18 protein-coding genes and 1 riboswitch are annotated in these 20,434 nt (G+C 56.1%); of the genes, 8 read left to right on the top strand and 10 right to left on the bottom strand.

Translation table 11 applies throughout. From position 1 onward, the window contains the following. Positions 1 to 104: 104 nt before the first annotated feature. Positions 105 to 1,625, bottom strand: a complete 1,521-nt coding sequence (locus NYE26_RS12535; RefSeq protein ID WP_339256200.1) for a DHA2 family efflux MFS transporter permease subunit — start codon at positions 1,623 to 1,625, stop codon at positions 105 to 107. A gap of 181 nt (positions 1,626 to 1,806) precedes the next feature. Here NYE26_RS12535 and NYE26_RS12530 point away from each other — a divergent pair, with 181 nt between their 5' ends. The 7 genes from NYE26_RS12530 (at position 1,807) to thiE (ending at position 7,710) form a co-directional block, all read left to right on the top strand. After that, positions 1,807 to 2,463: a TetR/AcrR family transcriptional regulator gene (locus tag NYE26_RS12530; RefSeq protein WP_339256198.1), complete on the top strand. Its 657-nt coding sequence runs from the start codon at positions 1,807 to 1,809 to the stop codon at positions 2,461 to 2,463. Between the two features lie 68 nt (positions 2,464 to 2,531). Continuing rightward, a riboswitch (TPP riboswitch) is annotated at positions 2,532 to 2,634 on the top strand. A gap of 130 nt (positions 2,635 to 2,764) precedes the next feature. Continuing rightward, a complete protein-coding gene (locus NYE26_RS12525) occupies positions 2,765 to 3,532 on the top strand; it encodes an ABC transporter ATP-binding protein (RefSeq protein WP_339256196.1) in 768 nt (255 codons plus the stop codon). After that, the gene (locus NYE26_RS12520; RefSeq protein WP_209873270.1) at positions 3,513 to 4,289 is read left to right on the top strand and encodes an ABC transporter permease; all 777 of its coding nucleotides are present in this window, start codon (positions 3,513 to 3,515) and stop codon (positions 4,287 to 4,289) included. Before NYE26_RS12525 ends, NYE26_RS12520 begins: the two co-directional genes overlap by 20 nt. Beyond that, the gene (locus NYE26_RS12515) at positions 4,286 to 5,371 is read left to right on the top strand and encodes an ABC transporter substrate-binding protein (RefSeq protein WP_339256193.1); all 1,086 of its coding nucleotides are present in this window, start codon (positions 4,286 to 4,288) and stop codon (positions 5,369 to 5,371) included. The genes NYE26_RS12520 and NYE26_RS12515 overlap by 4 nt, the downstream gene beginning before the upstream one ends. An 18-nt stretch (positions 5,372 to 5,389) precedes the next feature. After that, positions 5,390 to 6,193, top strand: coding sequence for a hydroxyethylthiazole kinase (thiM, locus tag NYE26_RS12510; RefSeq protein ID WP_339257454.1), 804 nt, complete (start codon positions 5,390 to 5,392; stop codon positions 6,191 to 6,193). Positions 6,194 to 6,220: 27 nt separating this feature from the next. Then, a complete protein-coding gene (thiD, locus tag NYE26_RS12505; RefSeq protein ID WP_339256191.1) occupies positions 6,221 to 7,048 on the top strand; it encodes a bifunctional hydroxymethylpyrimidine kinase/phosphomethylpyrimidine kinase in 828 nt (275 codons plus the stop codon). Then, the gene (gene thiE / locus NYE26_RS12500; RefSeq protein ID WP_339256189.1) at positions 7,045 to 7,710 is read left to right on the top strand and encodes a thiamine phosphate synthase; all 666 of its coding nucleotides are present in this window, start codon (positions 7,045 to 7,047) and stop codon (positions 7,708 to 7,710) included. Before thiD ends, thiE begins: the two co-directional genes overlap by 4 nt. 626 nt (positions 7,711 to 8,336) lie before the next feature. On the opposite strand, the gene NYE26_RS12495 is transcribed toward thiE, so the two are convergent. Both NYE26_RS12495 and NYE26_RS12490 read right to left on the bottom strand, forming a co-directional pair. Then, on the bottom strand, positions 8,337 to 9,530 hold the full coding sequence (locus tag NYE26_RS12495) for an IS256 family transposase (protein WP_339256187.1): 1,194 nt from the start codon (positions 9,528 to 9,530) through the stop codon (positions 8,337 to 8,339). A gap of 134 nt (positions 9,531 to 9,664) precedes the next feature. Further along, on the bottom strand, positions 9,665 to 10,237 hold the full coding sequence (locus NYE26_RS12490) for a GNAT family N-acetyltransferase (protein ID WP_339256185.1): 573 nt from the start codon (positions 10,235 to 10,237) through the stop codon (positions 9,665 to 9,667). A gap of 198 nt (positions 10,238 to 10,435) precedes the next feature. Between NYE26_RS12490 and NYE26_RS12485 the strand changes: the two genes are divergently transcribed. Then, positions 10,436 to 12,244, top strand: a complete 1,809-nt coding sequence (locus tag NYE26_RS12485) for an ABC transporter ATP-binding protein (protein WP_339256183.1) — start codon at positions 10,436 to 10,438, stop codon at positions 12,242 to 12,244. Positions 12,245 to 12,336: 92 nt separating this feature from the next. Here NYE26_RS12485 and NYE26_RS12480 read toward each other — a convergent pair whose 3' ends face one another. The 7 genes from NYE26_RS12480 to NYE26_RS12450 form a co-directional block, all read right to left on the bottom strand. Then, positions 12,337 to 13,275: a hypothetical protein gene (locus NYE26_RS12480; protein ID WP_339256181.1), complete on the bottom strand. Its 939-nt coding sequence runs from the start codon at positions 13,273 to 13,275 to the stop codon at positions 12,337 to 12,339. Positions 13,276 to 13,369: 94 nt separating this feature from the next. Further along, positions 13,370 to 14,065: a pseudouridine synthase gene (locus NYE26_RS12475; RefSeq protein ID WP_339256179.1), complete on the bottom strand. Its 696-nt coding sequence runs from the start codon at positions 14,063 to 14,065 to the stop codon at positions 13,370 to 13,372. A gap of 116 nt (positions 14,066 to 14,181) precedes the next feature. After that, complete coding sequence (locus NYE26_RS12470; RefSeq protein WP_036729188.1) at positions 14,182 to 14,367, bottom strand: DUF3934 family protein; 186 nt, start codon at positions 14,365 to 14,367, stop codon at positions 14,182 to 14,184. 147 nt (positions 14,368 to 14,514) lie between these two features. After that, entirely contained in the window at positions 14,515 to 15,600 is a 1,086-nt protein-coding gene (asd, locus tag NYE26_RS12465) for an aspartate-semialdehyde dehydrogenase (protein WP_209873247.1), read from the bottom strand. Between the two features lie 123 nt (positions 15,601 to 15,723). Continuing rightward, positions 15,724 to 16,965 (bottom strand): VWA domain-containing protein, encoded by a 1,242-nt coding sequence (locus tag NYE26_RS12460; RefSeq protein WP_339256177.1) that lies wholly within the window; start codon positions 16,963 to 16,965, stop codon positions 15,724 to 15,726. Further along, a complete protein-coding gene (locus NYE26_RS12455; RefSeq protein WP_339256175.1) occupies positions 16,966 to 19,311 on the bottom strand; it encodes a DUF5682 family protein in 2,346 nt (781 codons plus the stop codon). Beyond that, the gene (locus NYE26_RS12450; protein WP_076074576.1) at positions 19,308 to 20,411 is read right to left on the bottom strand and encodes an AAA family ATPase; all 1,104 of its coding nucleotides are present in this window, start codon (positions 20,409 to 20,411) and stop codon (positions 19,308 to 19,310) included. The genes NYE26_RS12455 and NYE26_RS12450 overlap by 4 nt, the downstream gene beginning before the upstream one ends. Between the last annotated feature and the right edge of the window lie 23 nt (positions 20,412 to 20,434).

Here is a 20,434-nt window from a genome sequence, read left to right as displayed (position 1 = left end):
ATCAGGATATTCAGAACAGAAATCAACAAAAAAAAGCGACCCTCCGGCAAAAGGAGAATCGCTGCTTTATGGATGTTACAAGCTCTGCTTCTGTGTGGGCATAGCTATACGTGCATGATTTCCGGTGCCGCCTTTTCCTTGGAACGCTCAGCTCCGGAATGGCGGCCCCGGCGCAGCAGCAGTCCAAGGACCGCACCGCCAAGCGCGACAAACATCATAATGTGGAACGTGTCCGCGAAGCCTTGCGACAATACCGTCTGCTTAGCCAGCAGAAGCGCATCCTGCGAAGCGCCTGCGGTACTCTTTCCGGCAGCGGCAGCGGCCTCCTGCATCTCGGTACCGCGCGCCGTTGTTCTTGCCGTCAGAATCGTAACCAGGGTCGAGACGGCCAGCGAGGTAATCACCTGCTGCATCGAATTCGTCAGCGAGGTTACCCGGTTCACCAGATGACTTGGTGCCTTGTTGAGCAGATGCGTGTTCATCGGCATCATCATCAGTCCCATTCCAGCCCCGCACATGATCAGCGGAAGGATCAGATCGCGGCTCTGCGTGGTAAGATCCACATGAGAATACTGGAATAACGCGCCGGAGACCAGACTCAGACCGCAGACCACGAGCCAGCGCACACCGATCCGGTCGAACAGGATCCCGGCAATCGGCATCATCAGCCCGGAAGCGATGGCTTGCGGCAGCAGCGTCAGACCGGTATCAAATGCGCCGAAGCCCCGGGCCTGCTGCAGAAATTGCGGAAGCAGGAATAGTGCGCCGTATAAGCCGAACTGGGCAATCCACTGCACGATGATTCCTGTCGTAAAATCAACGGATTTCAGAATCCGCAACTCCAGCAGCGGTGTCTTGGAGCGCAGTTCAGCGATGACAAAAGCGGTCAGCGCCACAGCGCCCAGCAGCAGCCCGATCAGCGTTTTCTCAGAGGTCCAGCTCTGCGCGCCCTGGCTAACCCCGTAGGTTAACGAAGCAAAAGCCAGCGGTCCAAGAACCATACCGAGCTTATCCATGCCGGGCACGCTGTTCTTTGCCGCATTCGGCAGCTTGCGCAGTCCGATCAGCACAGCAATGATGCCAATCGGAATATTAATGAGGAAGATCCAGCGCCAGGAATGGTATTCAACCAGCCAGCCCGACAATACCGGACCAATAGCGGGTGCGAACAGGACGGGAATGCCCATAATCCCCATGACAACGCCAACCTTACTTTTGGGGGCCAGTCTGTACACATAGGCCATCCCGACAGGGAGCACACAGCCGCCGCCTAGTCCCTGAATGACCCGGAAAACAATCAGCCATTCGGCGCTGCTTGGTGTAGCGCACAGAATCGAGCCTATCGTAAACACAATTACCGCCGTCAGGAAGACCGTCTTGGCCCCGAACCGGTCAGACAGCCAGCCTGACAGCGGAATAACTGAAGCCTGAGCCAGCATATATCCGGTAACTACCCACTGCAGCGTATGCAGGTCCGTCTTGAAATCCACCACCAGCCTGGACAAGGCTACATTCATCGCCGTACTGTCCAGCACAACCATAAATACTCCGGCAATAATGGCCAGCAGCGGAACCAGAATGCTGGACAGCCGGAAATCGGCTTCCTGCTTCAAGGTCTGATCCATGTCTCTTCTCCTCCTGAGCTGTCCGCGTTCTACATTGACCTGCGGGCAGATTGTTCTATATAATGAGTGAACGGACAACTGTCCGTAAGTGCAATTCATAGTCTACGGACAATTGTCCGTTGTGTCAATTCTTTTATTTATTTTTCTGTAAATCGCTGATTTATTTCTGAAAGGGGTTCTCATGAAAAAGCCAGACACCGATGCTGCACAGCTCCCGCGCTCAGCTCCGCAAGCCAAAGAATCCGCTCCGTCCGAGTCCGCCGATCCTTATGTACAGCGGATTCTTGAAGCTGCACGCCAGTTGTTCACCGAGAGCGGACTTGAGGCAGTCAGCATGTACAGCATTGCCAAGCGGGCAGGCATAGGACAAGGCTCCCTGTACCGCCGCTTCACGGACAAGGGTGAGATCTGTTCTGCACTGCTGAAGGGCAGCGCAGATCAATTCCTGTCCGGGCTGGAGCAGCAGGTGGCTGCCAGTGCCGGTGAAGCTCCGGCTCTCGCTCAGCTGCAGAGCAGCATTGAGCAGATTGCCGATTTCATTGAGCAGTATGCCGAGCTGCTGAATATGATCAAAGCCGAGTTCACAGGTAAGAAGCAGCTGACCCAGTTTGAGCATCCTTTTTTTCAGCGGCTGGGGGTGATGATGACAGAGCTGCTGCAGCGTGCTGCGGAGGGCGATGAGATTATTGACATTGATCCTGTCTTTGCGGCCACGGCCTTAATCTCTGTTCTCAGCCCTGATCTGTACCTGTATGAGCAGAAGCGGCACCACTCCTCCAAGCTGGACATCTCCCGGGGCATCGTCACCTTGTTCGTGACCGGTCTGGCGAAGCGCTGACCGCCTGCTCTTTACAAGAGGGGAATTTGTGGTATATTAAGTAGCAATTACGAATTCAATAACACCTGTTAATTCACTAGGGGAGTCGGCCGACTGAGACGGAGCTTAAGCTCCGGACCCTTTGAACCTGATCTGGATCATACCAGCGGAGGGAAGTGGAGCAGAATGTATCAGTGGTTCCCGTCACAGGGCCGCAGCCGACTGTACCTTCCGCCCCATTCATTGCCTCCGGGAATGAATGGGGCTTTTTTGTGCTCCGCGCAGGTTCTATTTCAATCCGGGGAGGCTTGTACATAGTCTTATGATCAACATTAGCAATCTATCCTATGCTTTCGGGACCGGTTCGTCCCGGACACCCGTCTTCTCAGAGCTATCCATGAATGTGCAGCGCGGCGAATTCATTTCTGTCGTAGGCGGAAGCGGATGCGGCAAAAGCACCTTGTTCAAAATCATCGCCGGCCTGCTGGAGCCGGACAACGGCAGGATTACGCTGAACGGAGCCGAGTCCGCTACAGCAGCGAAGAGGCTGGGCAGTGTGGCCTACATGCCGCAGCAGGATCTTCTCCTGCCTTGGCGGACCGTGCTGGACAACTGTCTGCTGCCCTGGGAACTCAAGCGCAGCCGTCCCAAAGCGGCCGCCGTGGCCGAGATTCTTACCCTGCTGCAACGCTTCGGCCTAGAGGGAACCGAAGGGGCTTATCCCCAGGAGCTGTCCGGCGGGATGCGCCAGCGCGTGGCGGTCCTCCGCACCGTGGCGGCGGGGAATGACCTGCTGCTGCTCGATGAGCCGTTCGGGGCGCTCGATGCCATTACCAAGCGCTCACTGCAGCGCTGGCTGCTCGAGTTATGGGCGGAGCTGGACAAGACGGTGCTGTTCATCACCCATGATCTGGAGGAGGCTCTGCTGCTCAGTGACAGAATCTATCTAATGACGGGCAGCGGCGGCGGGATGCAGGAATTCCCAGCCGGTCTCCCCCGTCCGCGCCATCACAGTCTGAACTATCAACCGCAGTTCGCCGCCCTGCGCCAGGAATTGGAGCTGAAGCTATATGAGAACCGCCGCTCCTAGAAGCTTGCTCCAGCATTACGGTCCGGCTTCCCTGCTCGCCCTGCTGACGCTTGCAGTCTGGGAGACTGTAGCCCGGCTGGGCCTGGTTCCTCCCTTCATTCTTCCGGCTCCGTCTGCGGTCTGCAAGGCCTTGCTGGAGGAACGCCGCCTGTTATTCGGGGTGCATCTGCCGGCTACACTGCTTGAGGTACTCACGGGCTTCGCACTGTCTGTGGTCTGCGGCTGCCTGCTGGGAATCGCCATGCACCTGTTCAGTCCGCTGGCCAAGGCGCTGTACCCGCTGCTGATCATCAGCCAGACGGTTCCGCTGATCGCGCTCTCTCCCCTGTTCATCATGTGGTTCGGCTACACCCTATGGAGTAAGGTCGCCGTTGTCTTCCTGACCGCTTTCTTCCCGGTGGTCATCGGCACCTATGACGGCTTGTCCAAGAACACGGACGCCTACCGGGAGCTGCTGCTGACATATGGCGCGAACCGCTGGCAGATTCTCGGGAAGGTGGGCGTTCCGCTGGCCCTGCCCTCTTTTTTCTCCGGACTGAAGCTGTCGGCTGTGTACTGTGTGATCGGTGCAACCATCGGGGAATGGCTTGGAGGCAGCCAGGGGCTGGGCTATTTCAGCCGCAGAATGGCAGGGAATCTCCAGAGTGCCAAGATGTTCGCCGCTGTTGTCTTGTTATCCGTGCTCGGTATCCTGCTGTTTCTGGCTGTCGCCGCACTGGAGAAGATTATTCTGAAGAAAAGAGGACGTTATTCATGACTACTATCCGCTATTTCCGTTATCTGCACCATGCGATTTCAAGGCCAACCGTTCTACTGTCTGCTCTGCTGCTCTGTATGCTGCCCGTCCTGGCAGGCTGCACCAATACGAACAGTCCGGCGTCCTCCGGCTCTTCGGCGGGGACTACAGCCACTTCTGAAGCTGGGACTGGAGCCGAAGGCGCAGTCCATAAGCTGACGATTATGCTCGACTGGTATCCCAATGCTGTCCACTCTTTTTTGTATGCGGCAGAAGCTGAAGGCTATTTCGCCGAGGAAGGTCTGGAGGTTGATATTCAGATGCCGGCCGATACCAATGATGCGCTGAAGCTTGTTGCTGCGGGAAAGGTGGACCTGGCACTCAGTTACCAGCCGCAGGTATTGATGGCACGGGGGGAGCAGATTCCGATCAAGTCGATTGCTGCGCTGGTGCGCCACCCGCTGAATCATCTCATGGTAGCTGCAGACAGCGGCATTACCCGCCCGGGAGAGCTGTCCGGCAAGCAAGCCGGATATTCCTCCGTCCCGTTGTATGAAGCCATGCTGAACACGATGGTCAAAAGCGACGGCGGGGACCCTTCCTCCCTCAAGCTGGTGGATGTCGGCTATGAGCTGATCCCTGCTCTCTCCACCGGACGGGTGGATGGCATTATGGGCGGGTTCATCAACCATGAGCAGCTGATTCTGGAGCAGGAAGGCCATCCGGTCCGCTCTTTCAATCCTGTGGATTACGGGGTCCCGGATTATTATGAGCTGGTGCTGGTCGCCAGTGAACAGGGACTGCAGGATTCACAGGGCTTTTATCACAAATTCGTGGATGCCATCAGAAAAGGCCAGCAGTATGTAGCCGATCACCCGGATGAAGCGCTGAAGCTGCTGCTTACCCATCAGGAGGATACCGCACCGCTGGATGAAGCCATTGAGCAGCGCAGTCTGGAGATCCTGCTGCCGCTGATGGATGCCGGTTCCCAGCCCTTCGGCTATCAGGACAGCGCATCATGGGAGAAGGTGAACCAGTGGCTGAGCGAGAACGGTCTGCTGGCTGCCGAAGTGGATGTTAAGAATGCTTTTATTAATTTTTAATTACATCTTTCAGGAGGAATTCATATGTCTTATCTGTCCAAAGTACGCCAGGCGAACCCGCTGGTGCATAATATCACGAATATCGTAGTTGCTAACTTCACAGCTAATGGGCTTCTGGCCCTGGGAGCTTCGCCGTTCATGGCCGATGCCATTGAAGAAGTAGCGGATGTCGCCGCCATGTCCGGCGCGGTTGTGCTGAACATCGGTACACTGAATGAAGCTGCCATTGCTTCCATGATCGAAGCCGGAAAGGCTGCGAACCGCCACCATGTACCGCTCGTGCTTGATCCCGTTGGAGCCGGTGCTACCGCCTACCGCACGGATGTTACAGCTAAGCTGCTCAGTGAGCTACAGCTTACTGCGCTGCGCGGCAATGTGGCCGAGGTTGCCAATGTGGCCGGGGAGAGCTGGGCTAGCAAAGGCGTGGATGCCGGAGCAGGCGAGGGCGATGTAGTAGCTCTAGCCATTAAAGCAGCGCAGAAGCTGAACTGTGTCGTAATTATCACCGGCAAGGAAGACATCATCACAGATGGCAAGCGCACTTATATCGCCAGCAACGGGCATTCCATCCTGACCCGGGTAACCGGAACCGGCTGTCTGCTCAGTGCGGTGGTGGGTGCATTTCTTGCCGTAAGCGGCGGGGAGGTGCTTGAGGCGGCGGCCGAGGCCCTCTCCTTCTACGGCGTGGCAGCAGAGCTTGCCGCTGAGGCGGCTGAAGCCCAAGGTCCGGGCAGCTTCCAGACCTTGTTCCTGAATCAATTGTCACTAGTGACCCCGGAGCAATACAGCAGCCGCTCACGGCTGAAGCTGCTCGAAGCCTAGAAAGCGCACCTCAAAGGAGAGAACAAGATGACTAGCATACGCAAAGCGTTGACCATTGCCGGCTCTGACAGCGGCGGCGGGGCCGGGATTCAGGCGGACTTGAAGACGTTTCAGGAGCTGGGGGTGTACGGCATGTCTGCACTTACTGCACTCACCGCCCAAAATACATTAGGAGTCCAGGGCGTCTATCCGATGGAGCCGGAGACCGTTGCAGCCCAGTTAGATTCGATCGGCAGTGATCTGCCGCCGGATGCCATTAAGACAGGGATGCTGTTCAGCAGTGACATTATCCGCGTGGTTGCCAGTAAAGTGCAGCAGTACGGCTGGCAGCAGAAGCTGGTGATCGATCCGGTCATGGTCGCCAAGGGCGGCTCACAGCTGCTGCTCCAGGAGGCAGTACAGGCGCTGATTACAAGCCTGCTTCCTCTCTCGCTTGCCATCACCCCCAATCTTCCAGAAGCAGAGATGTTGACAGGTATGAAGATTGAGAGCCGGGAAGACCGGGAACAGGCGGCAAGACTGCTTCATCAGATGGGACCCGAGTACATTATCTTGAAAGGCGGACATGACTCCTCAGGAGATGAGGCCGTGGATCTGCTCTATGACGGACGGGAATTCCAGTATATGTCCAGCCCGCGGATTGCGACGAAGCATACTCACGGAACCGGCTGTACCTTCTCGGCTGCGGTGACGGCGGGTCTTGCGCTGGGCCGCTCCATGCCTGAAGCGGTCCATACCGCCAAGGCCTTCATTCAAGCGGCGATTGAGGATAGTCTGAATATCGGGGCCGGGCAGGGGCCGACGAATCATTTTGCTTATGGGAACCGGATGAGATCAAGGGGGATACCGCTATGACACGGATAGACATCGAGGATATGCGCAGACTGCTGAAGCTGTACTTCATTATGGGCAGTGTGAACTGCCGCCAATCACCCGAGGACACTTTAACCGCTGCTGCCGCTGGGGGCATCACTCTGTTCCAATTCCGGGAAAAGGGTCCTGCTGCGCTCAAGGGTGCCGCACTGCTCCGTCTAGGGCAACAGCTCCGGCAGATCTGCCGGGCCTATAACATCCCGTTCATCGTGAACGATGATCTGGAGCTTGCCGCTGCGCTGGATGCCGATGGCATTCATGTCGGCCAGGATGATCTGCCTGCCAGGCTGATCCGGGAACAGCTCGGTGAGCATAAGATCATCGGAGTCTCCGCACATAATCTGACGGAAGCCCGGCAGGCTATCGCGGACGGCGCCGATTATCTCGGAGTCGGTCCTGTCTATCCTACTTCGTCCAAGGATGATGCCCAGGCCGTCCGGGGAACTACTGTCATTGAAGAGCTAAGACGAAGCGGCCTGAGCATTCCTGTGGTGGGAATCGGCGGCATCACCCTGGAGAATGCCCCACCGGTAATCCGGGCGGGTGCGGATGGTCTCTCCATCATCTCGGCCATTGCCGGAGCTGAGGATATACGCGAGACCACGCGGAGATTCGCGCAGCTCGTCACTGCTCCTTCTTCATAATTTCAAACCAGGCAGGCTGCGGGTGGAACGATGCTTGTGGAACAATGCGGGTGCCTCATGCCACGCATAGGATATACCTCACTTTTCCACCCGTCTCTTTGTGGCGACATATAACGTTAACCAGGGCGCATACCCATTGTGTTCGGTTTTCCGATTACATTCGGCTTACGTGGCGCTCCCAATTCAATTATGATCGGTTTTTCGATTACATTCGGCCTACGCGGCGCATCCTGTCCAATTATGATCGGTTTTTCGATTACATTCGGCTTACGTGGCGCGCCCAATCCAATTATGATCGGTTTTCCGATTACATTCGGCTTATGGCGCGCCCAATCCAATTATGATCGGTTTTTCGATTACATTCGGCCTACGCGGCGCGCCCTGTCCAATTATGATCGGTTTTTCGATTACATTCGGCTTACGTGGCGCGCCCAATCCAATTATGATCGGTTTTTCGATTACATTCGGCCTACGCGGCGCATCCAATTATGATCGGTTTTTCGATGTGGTAGCGTCAAGAAGTTTGTGTAAAATCCTGAGTAGAAGTGCCTCCCCCGGGTTACGGGTTGGGATGTAGTGTTTCTGGGGGAGGGGGAACCCCGACTCCCAGAAACTGGATTTCTCTGCTACGCCTCTTCCGGTGTGGGCAAAGAGGGGTAGCGTGTTTCGAATAGCTCTTTTAGCTTCTTTTTAACGGCATCCACTCCAAAGCCTTGGGCGACCCGCCCTGCATGACGTTCATTGTATTCCAGCATCTCCAGGTACACGATTTTCTCTGCGGCATCCATGTTTGTCAGACTGTTCATCGGTTTCAGACGCTTGCGGATTTCCTTGTTCATCCGCTCGATGGGGTTCGACGTGTAGATCGCTTTACGGATCGACAGCGGATAGTTGTAGAACGTCAGGAGTGTGGATAACTGTTCCTCCCAGGACCTCATTTCCTTCGGATACAGCTTGTTCCACTTCGCTTTGACCGTATCAAAGTTAGCCCGGGCTACCACTTCATCCGGTGCGGTATATACGGTTTTCAACGCCTCCATGACATCGGTTTTGTGCTCCATCCGAATTTTATGAAACGTGGCCCGCACTTTGTGCACTACGCAATGCTGTACATCCGCCTGAGGATAGGTCTCTTTAAACGCCGCATCCAGTCCCGGTAGCCCGTCAAACAAACCCAGCAGGACTTCCTGCGCTCCGCGGTCGTACAGGTCTTTGAGTACCTCCCGCCAGCCATTCGAACTCTCTTGGCCACCCACGTAGAACCCGAGAATTTGACGCTGTCCCTCCTCGTCAATTCCCATCGCAAAGTAGACCACTTCACCACGAACCGTGCCCCGTTTCAGCTTCACGTACAGCCCATCTAAATAGATGACGGAGTACCGTTTGCTCAGTGGCCGTTTCTGCCACTGGTGGATATCGTCTAGCACCGTAGCCGTAATATTGCTGACCGTGGTGGGGGAGTAGTGGCTGCCAAACATACTTTCAATGAACCGGGCCACATCCCGCGTACCCATGCCCGATTTATACATTTGGATGACGGCCTCTTCTAACCATCCGTCCCGCCGCTGGTACGGCTCAAACAACTGCGTCTGGAAAAGGCTTTGGCGGTCCCGGGGCACCTGAAGATCCTCGATATGGCCGTATTTCGTGTGTAAATCTCGCGTATAGTAGCCGTTGCGACTATTGCTGGCACCGGCTTCTTCACTGTCCATAAACCCCTGGATTTCGGCGCGCAACAGGCGTTCCATGTTGTCTTTTACAAAATCTTTAACAAGTTTTTCAAATAGATTATTCAGCGAACTTTCGGGTAAAATATTCATTGGTAGGGTTCCTCCTTGGTGGTTTCGCAATCCCGAGGATACCCTACTTTTTTGGTGCCTGACTAGGCTCCAAATCTTGGTACACAACTTATTTTACGCCATCCATCCTTGTCCAATTATGATCGGTTTTTCGATTACATTCGACCTACGCTACCCCCTCTATCCCCACGTAATCTTCCCATAACAATAGTAGAATAGAATTGTCCGTCTGCCAGCCGCTTGTCTCTGCGCAGGACACCCTCGACCTCGAAGCCAAGGCGCTCATAGAGCCGGATCGCCTTGTCATTCCCCTCCAGAACCTTCAGGCTCAGCTTCTCCAGACTGATGGTATCCGCCCAGCCGATAGACTGCTCCAGCAGGCTCCTGCCGATTCCATATCCCCAGAATTCCTGCAGCACCCCGACTCCGAACTCGGCCTGATGGGCCAGCCTGCGAAGCGGACTTCCTTCACATCTGGCGAAGCCCGCCAGCCTCTCCTGAACCTCGGCAACCAGGAACAGGTTCGTGCCGCTGGCCGTATCCGCCGCTATAAGCGACCGGAAGCCCTCCGGGCCGATGAATGCTTCCCCCTGAACCCGGTCTAAATTCTCCGTCTCCCCGTCGATCTTCAGCCTCAGCGCTGATAACTGATGGGCATCCTGCGGTACGGCGGATCTCACCGTGTATCGGAGCCCTTTATTTTCATATCCCTGTGCAACAATAATCATTCTGCTTCTCCCCTCCCAAGCTTAAGGCTGCAATCTCGTTCTCCACTTCATTCCGGCTTATCCAGTTTAGCATTTACTTCCGTAAAATCCAGGCGTATAATGCCCATGACAGACATGTTTCAGGATTTTTTTTACATATATAGTATCCCTAAAATTCAAGCAAAGCTGGTGACCCTATTGTCGAGAGGCTTCAGAGCCATGGGACCCGGAGGAGGCTTCGGGCATGGCAAATTAAAGTTCGATGAGGAGGAGGCGAAGCCGGATATATCCAAAGCCCTGCTATTACGCATCGTCAAATATTTCGTCCCATACTGGAAGCAGACGCTGCTGGTGATGACCGTGCTGTGCATCTCCGCAGTGCTGGGGTTGCTCCCTCCTATCCTGATTCAGCAGATCATTGACCGGGCGCTCCCGGACAAGAATCTGCAGCTGCTCTTCCTGCTCGTTGCCGCCTCGCTGGCTACAACGGTTGTGTCAGGACTGCTCGGCGTGCTGCAGAATTATTTGAACTCTTTTATCTCCCAGAATATTGTCCATGATATGAAAAACCAGATGTACCGCCATCTGCAGAGCATGCCGCTGCAGTTCTACTCAGGCGTCAAGCAAGGCGAGGTCATCACCCGGATGACCAGTGACATTGCCGGAATTCAGGGCGTCTTCAACAGCACCATCGTCAATTGTGCCAGCAATCTGTTCATTCTCATCTCCACGGCGGTAACCCTGTTCATCATGAACTGGAAGCTTGCGCTGCTAGGCATCCTGGTCATTCCCTTATTCATCGTGCCCACCCGCAAAATGGGCAATGTCCGCTGGAAGCTGGCCAAAGAGACGCAGGAGAAGATCTCGGAGCAGAATCAGATCATTGAAGAGACGCTCAGCCTCAGCGGGTACATGCTTATGAAGCTGTTCACCAGAGAGGACACCGCGCTGGCAAGCTTCCAGACCGTAAACGCCCAGGCGACACGGCTGCAGATCCGCGAATCGATGGCCGGCCGCTGGTTTATGCTGGTCCTTACCACCTTTACCAGTATCGGGCCGATGCTGATTTATCTGTACGGGGGTTATTTATTCATCCAGGGAGAGCTGAGCATTGGAGCAATTATCACCTTCGTGGCACTGCTGAGCAGATTGTATATTCCGGTTATGCAGATGACCAATCTCTATGTGGATGTGAACCGTTCGGTGGCGCTGTTTGAACGGATTTTTGACTATTTTGATATGGACCCGCTAATTGTGGATGCTAAGCTGGCTCTTCCAAGCCGGGTTGAGGGACAAGACATCGTCTTCGAGCAGGTGAATTTCGCCTACGCCCCGGACAAGCCCGCGCTGAGCGGGATCTCCTTCACGGCAGCCGCCGGATCACTGACTGCCCTGGTCGGACCCAGCGGAGCAGGCAAAACCACCATTACCAACCTGATTCCCCGGCTCTATGAGCTGGATTCAGGCGTGATCCGTATCGGCGGCAAGGACATCCGCGAGTTCACGCTGCATTCGCTTCGCTCACAGATTGGCCTAGTCACCCAGGACACGTACCTGTTCAACGGGACGATCCGCGAGAATCTGCTCTATGCCAACGCTGAAGCCACGGAAGCCGAGCTGACGGCCGCCTGCGAAGCTGCTTTTATTCATGATTTCATTCTGAAGCTGCCTGAGGGCTACAACACGGTTGTCGGCAACCGGGGAATCAAGCTGTCCGGCGGCGAAAAGCAGCGGATGTCCATCGCGCGCGTGCTGCTCAAGAATCCGCCCATCATCATTATGGACGAGGCCACCTCGTCGCTGGACACGGTATCGGAATATTACATCCAGCAAGCCATGCATGAATTGCTGCGCGGCAAGACCAGCATGGTCATCGCCCACCGTCTATCCACCATCATGGCAGCCGACAATATTCTGGTTGTTCAGGACGGCAGAATTGTGGAGTCGGGGCAGCACGCTTCCCTGCTGGCAGAGAATGGGGTATACCGTGATTTGTACAACAAGCAGTTTCAGCGGGAAGATTCATAAGCCAATAGCGCGGCCGCACATAAAAAGGGATTCCCGGAGCAGCATCACCTGCTCTGGGAATCCCTTCTCTTCCTGTCCGCGATCAGTCCGGCTTATCGCGTAGTACGCAGCGGCTTCAGCTTGTCCATCCAGCCGCTGATTTGTTCTGCCGTCTCCGTGCTGCGCAGCAGCCGTTGATATTCGTCCACATACCCGCCGTCACCGGCAAGCTGTCCGGCCCACTCATGGAACTCTTCGAACCGCGTCAGCGCGACACTGCGCTGCCCGAGAATCAGGTAGGCGTTCAGCAGCTGCTCTAACGTCTGCTCGGACGGATTGTTTTTATACTCCTGCTCACTGAGCTGAAGCTGATCTACCGCATATTGCTTGGTTAGCAGCTCATCCGGCACATAATTCGTCCCTTCCAGCTGGTAGATGCCCATCAGCGCCGGACCCAGGGGGGATTGACCCGGATAAGGGCTGGCCAGCAGATCCTCGCTCCCGTCCTGATCCACATCCTCATAATTCACGCTGAACAGATCGTTAACCGTTACCTGCATCGTTCCGTCGATCTCTTCGACCACAATTGACGCGTAGGCGGGACGGTTGTCCATCAGACTGAACAAGAAGGTATTCCGGTTGTTCTGCACCACGGCTTCAGCCCAGAGCTGCTCCTCCTCATTCCAAATGCCGCCGCCTTCCAGGGTAAGCCCGGCCTTCTTGCTGTCAAAGACCATTTTGCCCTCCTTAACGATGGCGAACTGTGTATAGCTGAACTCTCCCTTATTCCAGTAATACACCTGAAAAATCTGCCCGTTCAACTGAACCGCATCCATATGTACGAATCCCGAATATTCATCTGCAATCTCAGGGGACACTTCCGCGAGCGCTGCGGCAGCCGCGTCTTCCTCCTGATGCCCTCCAGGTGCTGCTGAGAGATCCGCTGCCGGGGAAGCGGCTGGCGCTGCAGACGGATCTGCTGATCCGCCATCCCCTGTTCTTGAGCAACCCGCTATGATCGCTAAGGCTATCAATAAGCTAATAATCCGCATGTAATCCTCCTAAATGTCGTGTCGTGGTAGCATGACTTCCTGTATACCTGTCCGGGAGCCCACTTCGGAAGCCGTACTGGTATGTGAGTTGCCCCTAATCTTCCAGTCTGGCATGAAGCTCTTCGAGCTCTTCCTCCGTCAGCCGTCTCCACTGCCCTTGCGGAAGACCACTGAGCGTGATATGCATAATCCGTATCCGCTCCAGGCGGAGCACACGGTAGCCCAGCGCCTTGCACATCCGGCGGATCTGCAGATTCAGCCCTTGGGTCAGAATAATCATGAACTCCTGATCCGAGATCCGCCGGGTGAGGCATGGCTTGGTCCGGGTCTTCAGAATATCTACACCCGCTGACATCTCCGCCAAAAAGTCTTCCGTGACCGGCTTATCCACGCTCACCCGGTACTCCTTCTCATGACTATGCTCGGAACGCATCATCCGGTTGACAATCGACCCGTCATTGGTCAGCAGAATCAGCCCTTCCGAGTGCTTGTCCAATCTGCCGACGGCAAAAATCCGGGAGGGATAGTTGATATAATCTACGATATTCCCTTCCACATGCCGGGCGGCTGTACAGGTAATGCCTACCGGCTTGTTCAGCGCCAGGTAGACCCGCTCCTCCCGGTCTGGAGTCACAGTAATCCCGTCTACAGCTACCGTATCTCCAGGCTCCACGCTTGCTCCAGGCGTACAGACCTTCCCGTTAATCGTGATCCTTCCGGCGGCAATCAGCCGGTTCGTCTCTCTGCGCGGATAGATACCGGTCTCACTGATGTATTTGTTAATTCTCATGAAGTACCCGCTTTCAGGTCCTACATATGAAAGAACACCTGATTCACATAGCCATCAGATGTTGCCTCCAACCTATAACCCTTATATTTGGTAATTATCAATGGGCAGATGTCCGCTTATTTAGCGCCTCCGGTTTTGTTGCTGCCGCTGCTGCTCTTAGCCGGTTTGGCTCCTTTGGCACCTGGGCTTCCGGGAGGGCCGCTTCGGGCCGGCTTCACGGGTTTTGCCGTCTTATTCCAGCGGGTCCAGCCCTTGCTGCCTGTTCCTCTGCCTGTGCCGCCGCCTTTACTTTTTGCCACAATATCACTCCGTCAATATTCAGTTTTCGTCGTACATTACTCTATCTTACCATTATTTCGGGCGGATTGTCAGGCCCAACTGCAAACAGCCTGCGCGGAGAGCCTCCGGCAGGCTGCATAACAGGTATCTATCCAAGAGCATAGAGTGGCTTATTTAGGCTGAATATATCCTTCGGCCTTAAGCAATTCAGCGATCAGTACCGCACCGCCGGCAGCGCCTCTCACCGTATTGTGGGACAGGCTGACGAATTTGTAATCGTACAGTGAATCCTCGCGCAGGCGTCCTGCGGAGATGCCCATGCCGTTCTCAATATCGCGGTCCAGACGGGTCTGCGGACGGTTCTCTTCCTCAAAATACGTGATGAACTGCTTAGGAGCACTCGGCAGACCGAGCTCCTGCGGACGCCCCTGGAAGCTGTTCCAGCGTTCCAGAATCTCCTCGCGGGAAGGCTTCTGCTCAAAGGAAGCAAAGACAGCCGCCATATGGCCGTCAGCCACAGGTACACGAATACACTGTGTGGTGATTACCGGCTGCTCGCTTGGTACGATCCCTTCACTGGTTACCTTACCCCAGATCCGGAGCGGCTCCTGCTCGCTCTTTTCTTCTTCCCCGCCAATGAAAGGAATCACGTTATCTACCATATCCGGCCAGTCCGCGAAGGTCTTGCCTGCACCTGAAATCGCCTGATAAGTGGTTACAACCACCTTGGAAGGCTTGAACTCATGAAGTGCATTCAGAGTAGGCATATAGCTCTGAATGGAACAGTTCGGTTTCACGGCGATGAAGCCGGTCTCTGTCCCCAGACGTTTGCGCTGCTGGGCGATAACCTCCAGATGCTCCGGGTTGATCTCGGGAATCACCATCGGAACATCAGGTGTCCAGCGGTGTGCCGAATTGTTGGAGATCACCGGAGTTCCGGTACGCGCATAAGCTTCTTCCAGCGCCTTGATCTCTTCCTTCTTCATATCTACGGCGCAGAAGATCAGATCCACATCCGCAGCCACTTCCTCTACCTTGGAGGCGTCTTGAACCATAATGCCTTTGACTGCTTCTGGCATAGGGGTGGAGAGCTTCCATCTGCCTTGAACAGACTCCTCATAGGACTTGCCGGCTGAATTCGCGCTCGCCGCAATCGCCGTTACCTGAAACCATGGATGATTCTCCAAAAGTGCAATGAAACGCTGGCCGACCATACCGGTACCGCCAACAATACCCGCTCTGAGCTTCCTCGACATAAGAAATTCATTTCCTTTCAAGCAGCGCCTAGCGAAAGGTGCTTTTTAATAACCGATTATAAATGATAGCGGCATGTTACACAATATGTGATTATAAAGTAAGTGTTTCCTCTTCTAATAAAATTACCGCGTCATCCCCAGCCGCTTCGCCAATTCACCCAGCTCCTGGCCCTTCAGTGCCCCTTCCACCAGGACAGGCAGCAGTGCCGGAGTACAGGCGAAGCAAGGGGTTCCGTCACGGGCGAGCTGAGCGGCCAGCCGTTCATCATAGGAAGGCTTACCCTCATCGGAGAGGGCCAGCAGCGTCATCGTCCGCACCCCGGATTCCCGCAGCTCGCGCATCCGCCGGACCAGACCGGCCTGATTGCCGTTCTCGTACAGATCCGATACGATAATGAACAGCGTCTTCTTCGGCTCCTCGATGAACTGCTCGCAATACTTCACCGACTTATGAATATCCGTTCCGCCCCCGAGCTGGATGCCGAAGAGCATGTCAACAGGATCATTCGCACATTGCTCCGTCAAGTCTACCACCTCGGTGTCAAAAGCAACGACACGCGTGTTCAGCGCCGGGATACTGGCGAAGATCGAGCCGATCACCGACGCCCAGATCACAGAGCTGGCCATCGAGCCGCTCTGGTCAATATCCACGATAACCGTCCATTCCTTGCTGCGGCGGGCCCAGTCGAAATAAAAGAAGCGCTCGGGGATAATCATCCGCCGCTCCGCATCATAATGCTTCAGATTGCGCTCGATCGTCCGTTTCCAGTCCAGTCCGCTTAGTGAAGGCAGCGGGGAATGCTGCCGCTTATTAAGCGCTCCGGTAACCGCACGGCGGATATCGGTCTCCAGCAGCTTGACCAGCTCATCCACAAGCGCCTGGACCAGCATCCTTGCGGTTTCTTTGGTTTTCTCCGGGATTTTGCCCTTAAGTGCCAGCAGCGTACCCACCAGCTGGATATCCGGCTTCACTGCCGCCAGCAGCTCCGGCTCGAAGAGCAGCTGCTTCCAGCCCTTACGCTCCATCGCATCAGTCTGAATGACCGAGACCACATCCTCCGGGAAGAAATTCCGCACATCTCCGAGCCACTTGGACAGGTTAATCGCAGCATGTCCCGAGCCTGCACCTCTGCCCTTCGATGCGGCAGCGGCACTCCCTTCTGCCTTGCCTGCGCCTGTCTCATTATAGATAGCCGCCAGTGCCGCATCCATAATCAGCTCTTCCTCACTTAGCGTCCGACCGCTGCCTTGACCGTAGCCGGGCAAGGCCTCTTCCGCTTCCTGCCCCAGAATCAGCCGCCAGCGTGTAAGGGCACCGTTCTGATTATCCTCCTTCAGCTCTTCCTTCAGCTCTTCTTCACCCATCTATAGATCCCCGAAGTCAAAATCATTCAGATCATCCAGCATTTTGGCTTCCTCCTCCTTCAGTTCTCCTGTCAGAATCTCGGCGGCCTGCTCTGTGTTCACGCCCCACAGCTCACCCAGCAGCTCAGCGATCATCGTCTTCTCACGCGGGGAGAAGGTACTGAACGCCCGGCGCAGGAAGACCAGCGCACGCTTGAATTCCTCATCCTCCAAGGCGTTGATATAGTCATTTAGCTGCTCCCACAGGCTCATTCGCGACAACAGACCATAGCGGTTACGCATGGACAACCCTTCGAACCAGCCTGCCCCGAGGTCCGCCGGTATCCCCGGAGACAAGCGGCGCGACACCTCCGCCGCTACTTCCCCGGCAGGGATGGCTCCACGCTCCATCAGGATCGCGCAGGCGAAGCCCGACAGCCGCGGGTTGCGGTCATCCCGCTGCGCCAGCTGCAGCAGCTCCTGCAGCCACAGAGCTGTATCCGCAATCTCGCTATGCTCCTGCGAGATGTTATTCAGGTCATTCATTGCACTTATCATCAGCGCCGCCGCTTCATCATTGCAGCCGCTGGCATCCAGCAGGAACAGGCAGCCCCGGCGGAACAGCTCCTCCAGCAGCGGTACGAACGGGGCCGTATCCACCTTGCGGATGTCGCCATAACCGATGATCTTGGCCAGCTCGCTGGCCGCTGTGGCAATCGAGACGACATCGCGGCTATCCACCGCAAGGCGCTGCAGCACGCGGCTGCTCTCCTCCATCTGCGTGGTCATGGCACATTCGCAGGCGGTGACAATCAGCGCAGAGGCCTCAGCGATAGAGCTGCATTCCAGCAGCTTCTCGCGCAACACGTAGGCTGCCGCCACCTCAATGGTCTCGCCCAGCAGTGTAGACTCCACGATCTCAATCTCTACCTCCGGCGCCCACTGGAGGACCCAGTGCTCTGCCCAGGTCGCCCCGGACTGGCCGCTCGGCACATTCCGGGCGAAGTGGATGCCGAGCAGCTCCAGCCGGTGGAACAGCACCGAGCGGTGCAGATCGAGATAAGCCGCTTCACTGCTTGACACCCGGCGGTTCTCGCGCAGATCCAGCGTCAGGTCGCTGGCTACAGTCGATCTGTACTTCTCCAGCTTGTAGCGCTTCAGCAGCCGGTTCAGGTCATCCTGAATCGGCGTCTGGCTGACGCCATCGGCCAGCCTTCCGATATTCGTACCGACATCCACCCGGGCCAGCGAATCGGCGATAACGGCCAGATCACCGTGGCCGAGCAAGGTCTGTGCGGCATCGCGCAGATCGCGCAGCGTAGGTGCGCTTCCACCGTGCAGCGCCGCCAGCGACTCTGCCAGCCGCACCGCTTCAATGACTTCGGCAGTGGAGCGGTGTGTCCCTGCTCTGCGCACCATCCGGGCCACAGAGGAGAGATAGAGATGGGGCAGCTCCTCAGCGCGGCCTGAGGCCATCAGCTCCCACATCATCTGGAAGTAGTGCGGAGCCGTGTTGCCCGCACCGTAACCCGACATAGTGGAGAGCTTATAGTAGGAATAAGGCATCAGCGTCAGCTTGGTAGAGCGTGTAGGCAATGACGCAAGCTCCGTATCGCTCATTCCCTCCGAGAGATCAGCCAGTGCGGCGGCGTGGTATGCACCGCAGATCACAACAATCTTCTCCGGCAGATGCCCTTCTTCAATCTTGAGCTTAATTCTCCGCCTCATATAAGATTCGCGCAACGCGTTATAAGCATATTCCCGCGGCTGCTCTGCACGCTCCGTGGACTCCGACAGCTCCCGCATCTGGGCAGAGAAGGCCAGAATCGCGGCTCGGTATGCGCCGCTGCTGGCGTTATGCTCGTAATTACGCTCCCAGTACATATCATAGTCATGCTCACCGGCAAGCCGGGCAATCCGGCTGTATACGGACTCCGGCTCACTGACTTCCTCTTCCGCCGGCTCCCCCTGTTCTTCAGCCACAGCCGCAAGCTCCGGGCGTCCGCCGGCATCCTGCCGTAACGCGTCCTGCAGCCCCAGCGTTACTGAGGAAGGCAGGTCGATGAACTCTGCCTGTGCTCCATGCTCCTGCGCCCATTTCATCCCCTGATATTCCGGGGAATACACAGCGAACGGCCAGAGTACCGTCCGTACGGGCAGATCCTCGGTGAAGGCCAGAATAGCTACCGGCGGCTTCGTTACCGCATGGGTTAAATGACGGATCTCTCCGCTTGCATCACTCGGCCCCTCAATCAGCACGGCGGTCGGCTGCAGCTCGTTCAAATATTCCAGGACATGCCTGGCACCGCCCGGAGACAGATGCCGGACTCCGAAGACATGAACGCCGGCAACCGCTGCCCTGCTCACTCGTTCATCTCCTTGCAGGCTTGATAGAGTCCGCGCCAGTCCGCTCCTTTTTTCTTCATTACATTATCCAGATATTCCTTCCACACCAGCTTATCCTTGTCGTCATCCTTGACGATCGCCCCTTGGAGTCCCGCTGCCAGATCCTCGTCGGTCAGTTCTCCGCTCCCGAAGCTTGCTGCCAGAGCCATGCTGTTCGTCAGCAGCGAGATGGCTTCTGCCGTGGAGATTACACCGGCTGGAGTCTTCACCTTCTCCTTCTTGTCGAGCGTCATGCCGCTGCGCAGCTCGCGGAAGATGGTGACCACCTTCAGCAGCGCTTCATCCGCCGGAACAGCAGCCTGCAGCTCATAGGAGGAGGCAATCTCGCCGACACGCTTCTTCACAATGGACAGCTCCGTCTCAAGGTCCGATGGCGCAGGCAGCACAATGATATTGAAGCGCCGCTTCAGGGCAGCGGACATTTCATTGACTCCGCGGTCCCGGGTATTTGCAGTGGCAATAATCGAGAAGCCCTTGCGGGCACTGGTCTCCTTGCCCAGCTCCGGCACAGAGATCGTCTTCTCCGACAGAATTGAGATCAGCGCGTCCTGTACCTCGGAAGCACAGCGGGAAATTTCCTCGAACCGGGCAATGCCGCCATCCTCCATCGCCCGCATAATCGGGCTCTTGACCAGCGCTTCCGGCGTTGGACCGTTCGCCAGGAGCATGGCATAGTTCCAGGAATAGCGTACATGCTCTTCGCTTGTTCCCGCTGTCCCCTGAACAACCATGCCTGAGTTGCCATAGATTGCCGCCGCCAGATTCTCGGACAGCCAGGATTTCGCCGTGCCCGGCTCTCCGATCAGCAGCAGTGCACGGTCGGTGACCAGTGTGGCAACCGCCATCTCGATCAGCCGGGTGTTGCCGATGTATTTCGGCGTAATCACGGTCTTGCCCGCCTTGCCGCCAGTAATGAACGTGAGAACTGAACGCGGGGACATCTGCCATCCGGCCGGAATACGCCCGGTGTCCTCCTTGCGCAGAGCCTCCAGCTCATCCTGGTACAGGATTTCGGCAGGCAGACGCATGTAATCCTGAAGCTGATCTTGTTCTGTTGACATGTACACCTCTCCTTGCAACTGTT

Origin of the sequence: Paenibacillus sp. FSL P2-0136 (genome assembly GCF_037975325.1) — a bacterium.
Classification (GTDB): Bacteria; Bacillota; Bacilli; order Paenibacillales; family Paenibacillaceae; genus Paenibacillus_AQ; species Paenibacillus_AQ silagei.
This window is presented reverse-complemented; position numbering and strand designations above follow the sequence as displayed.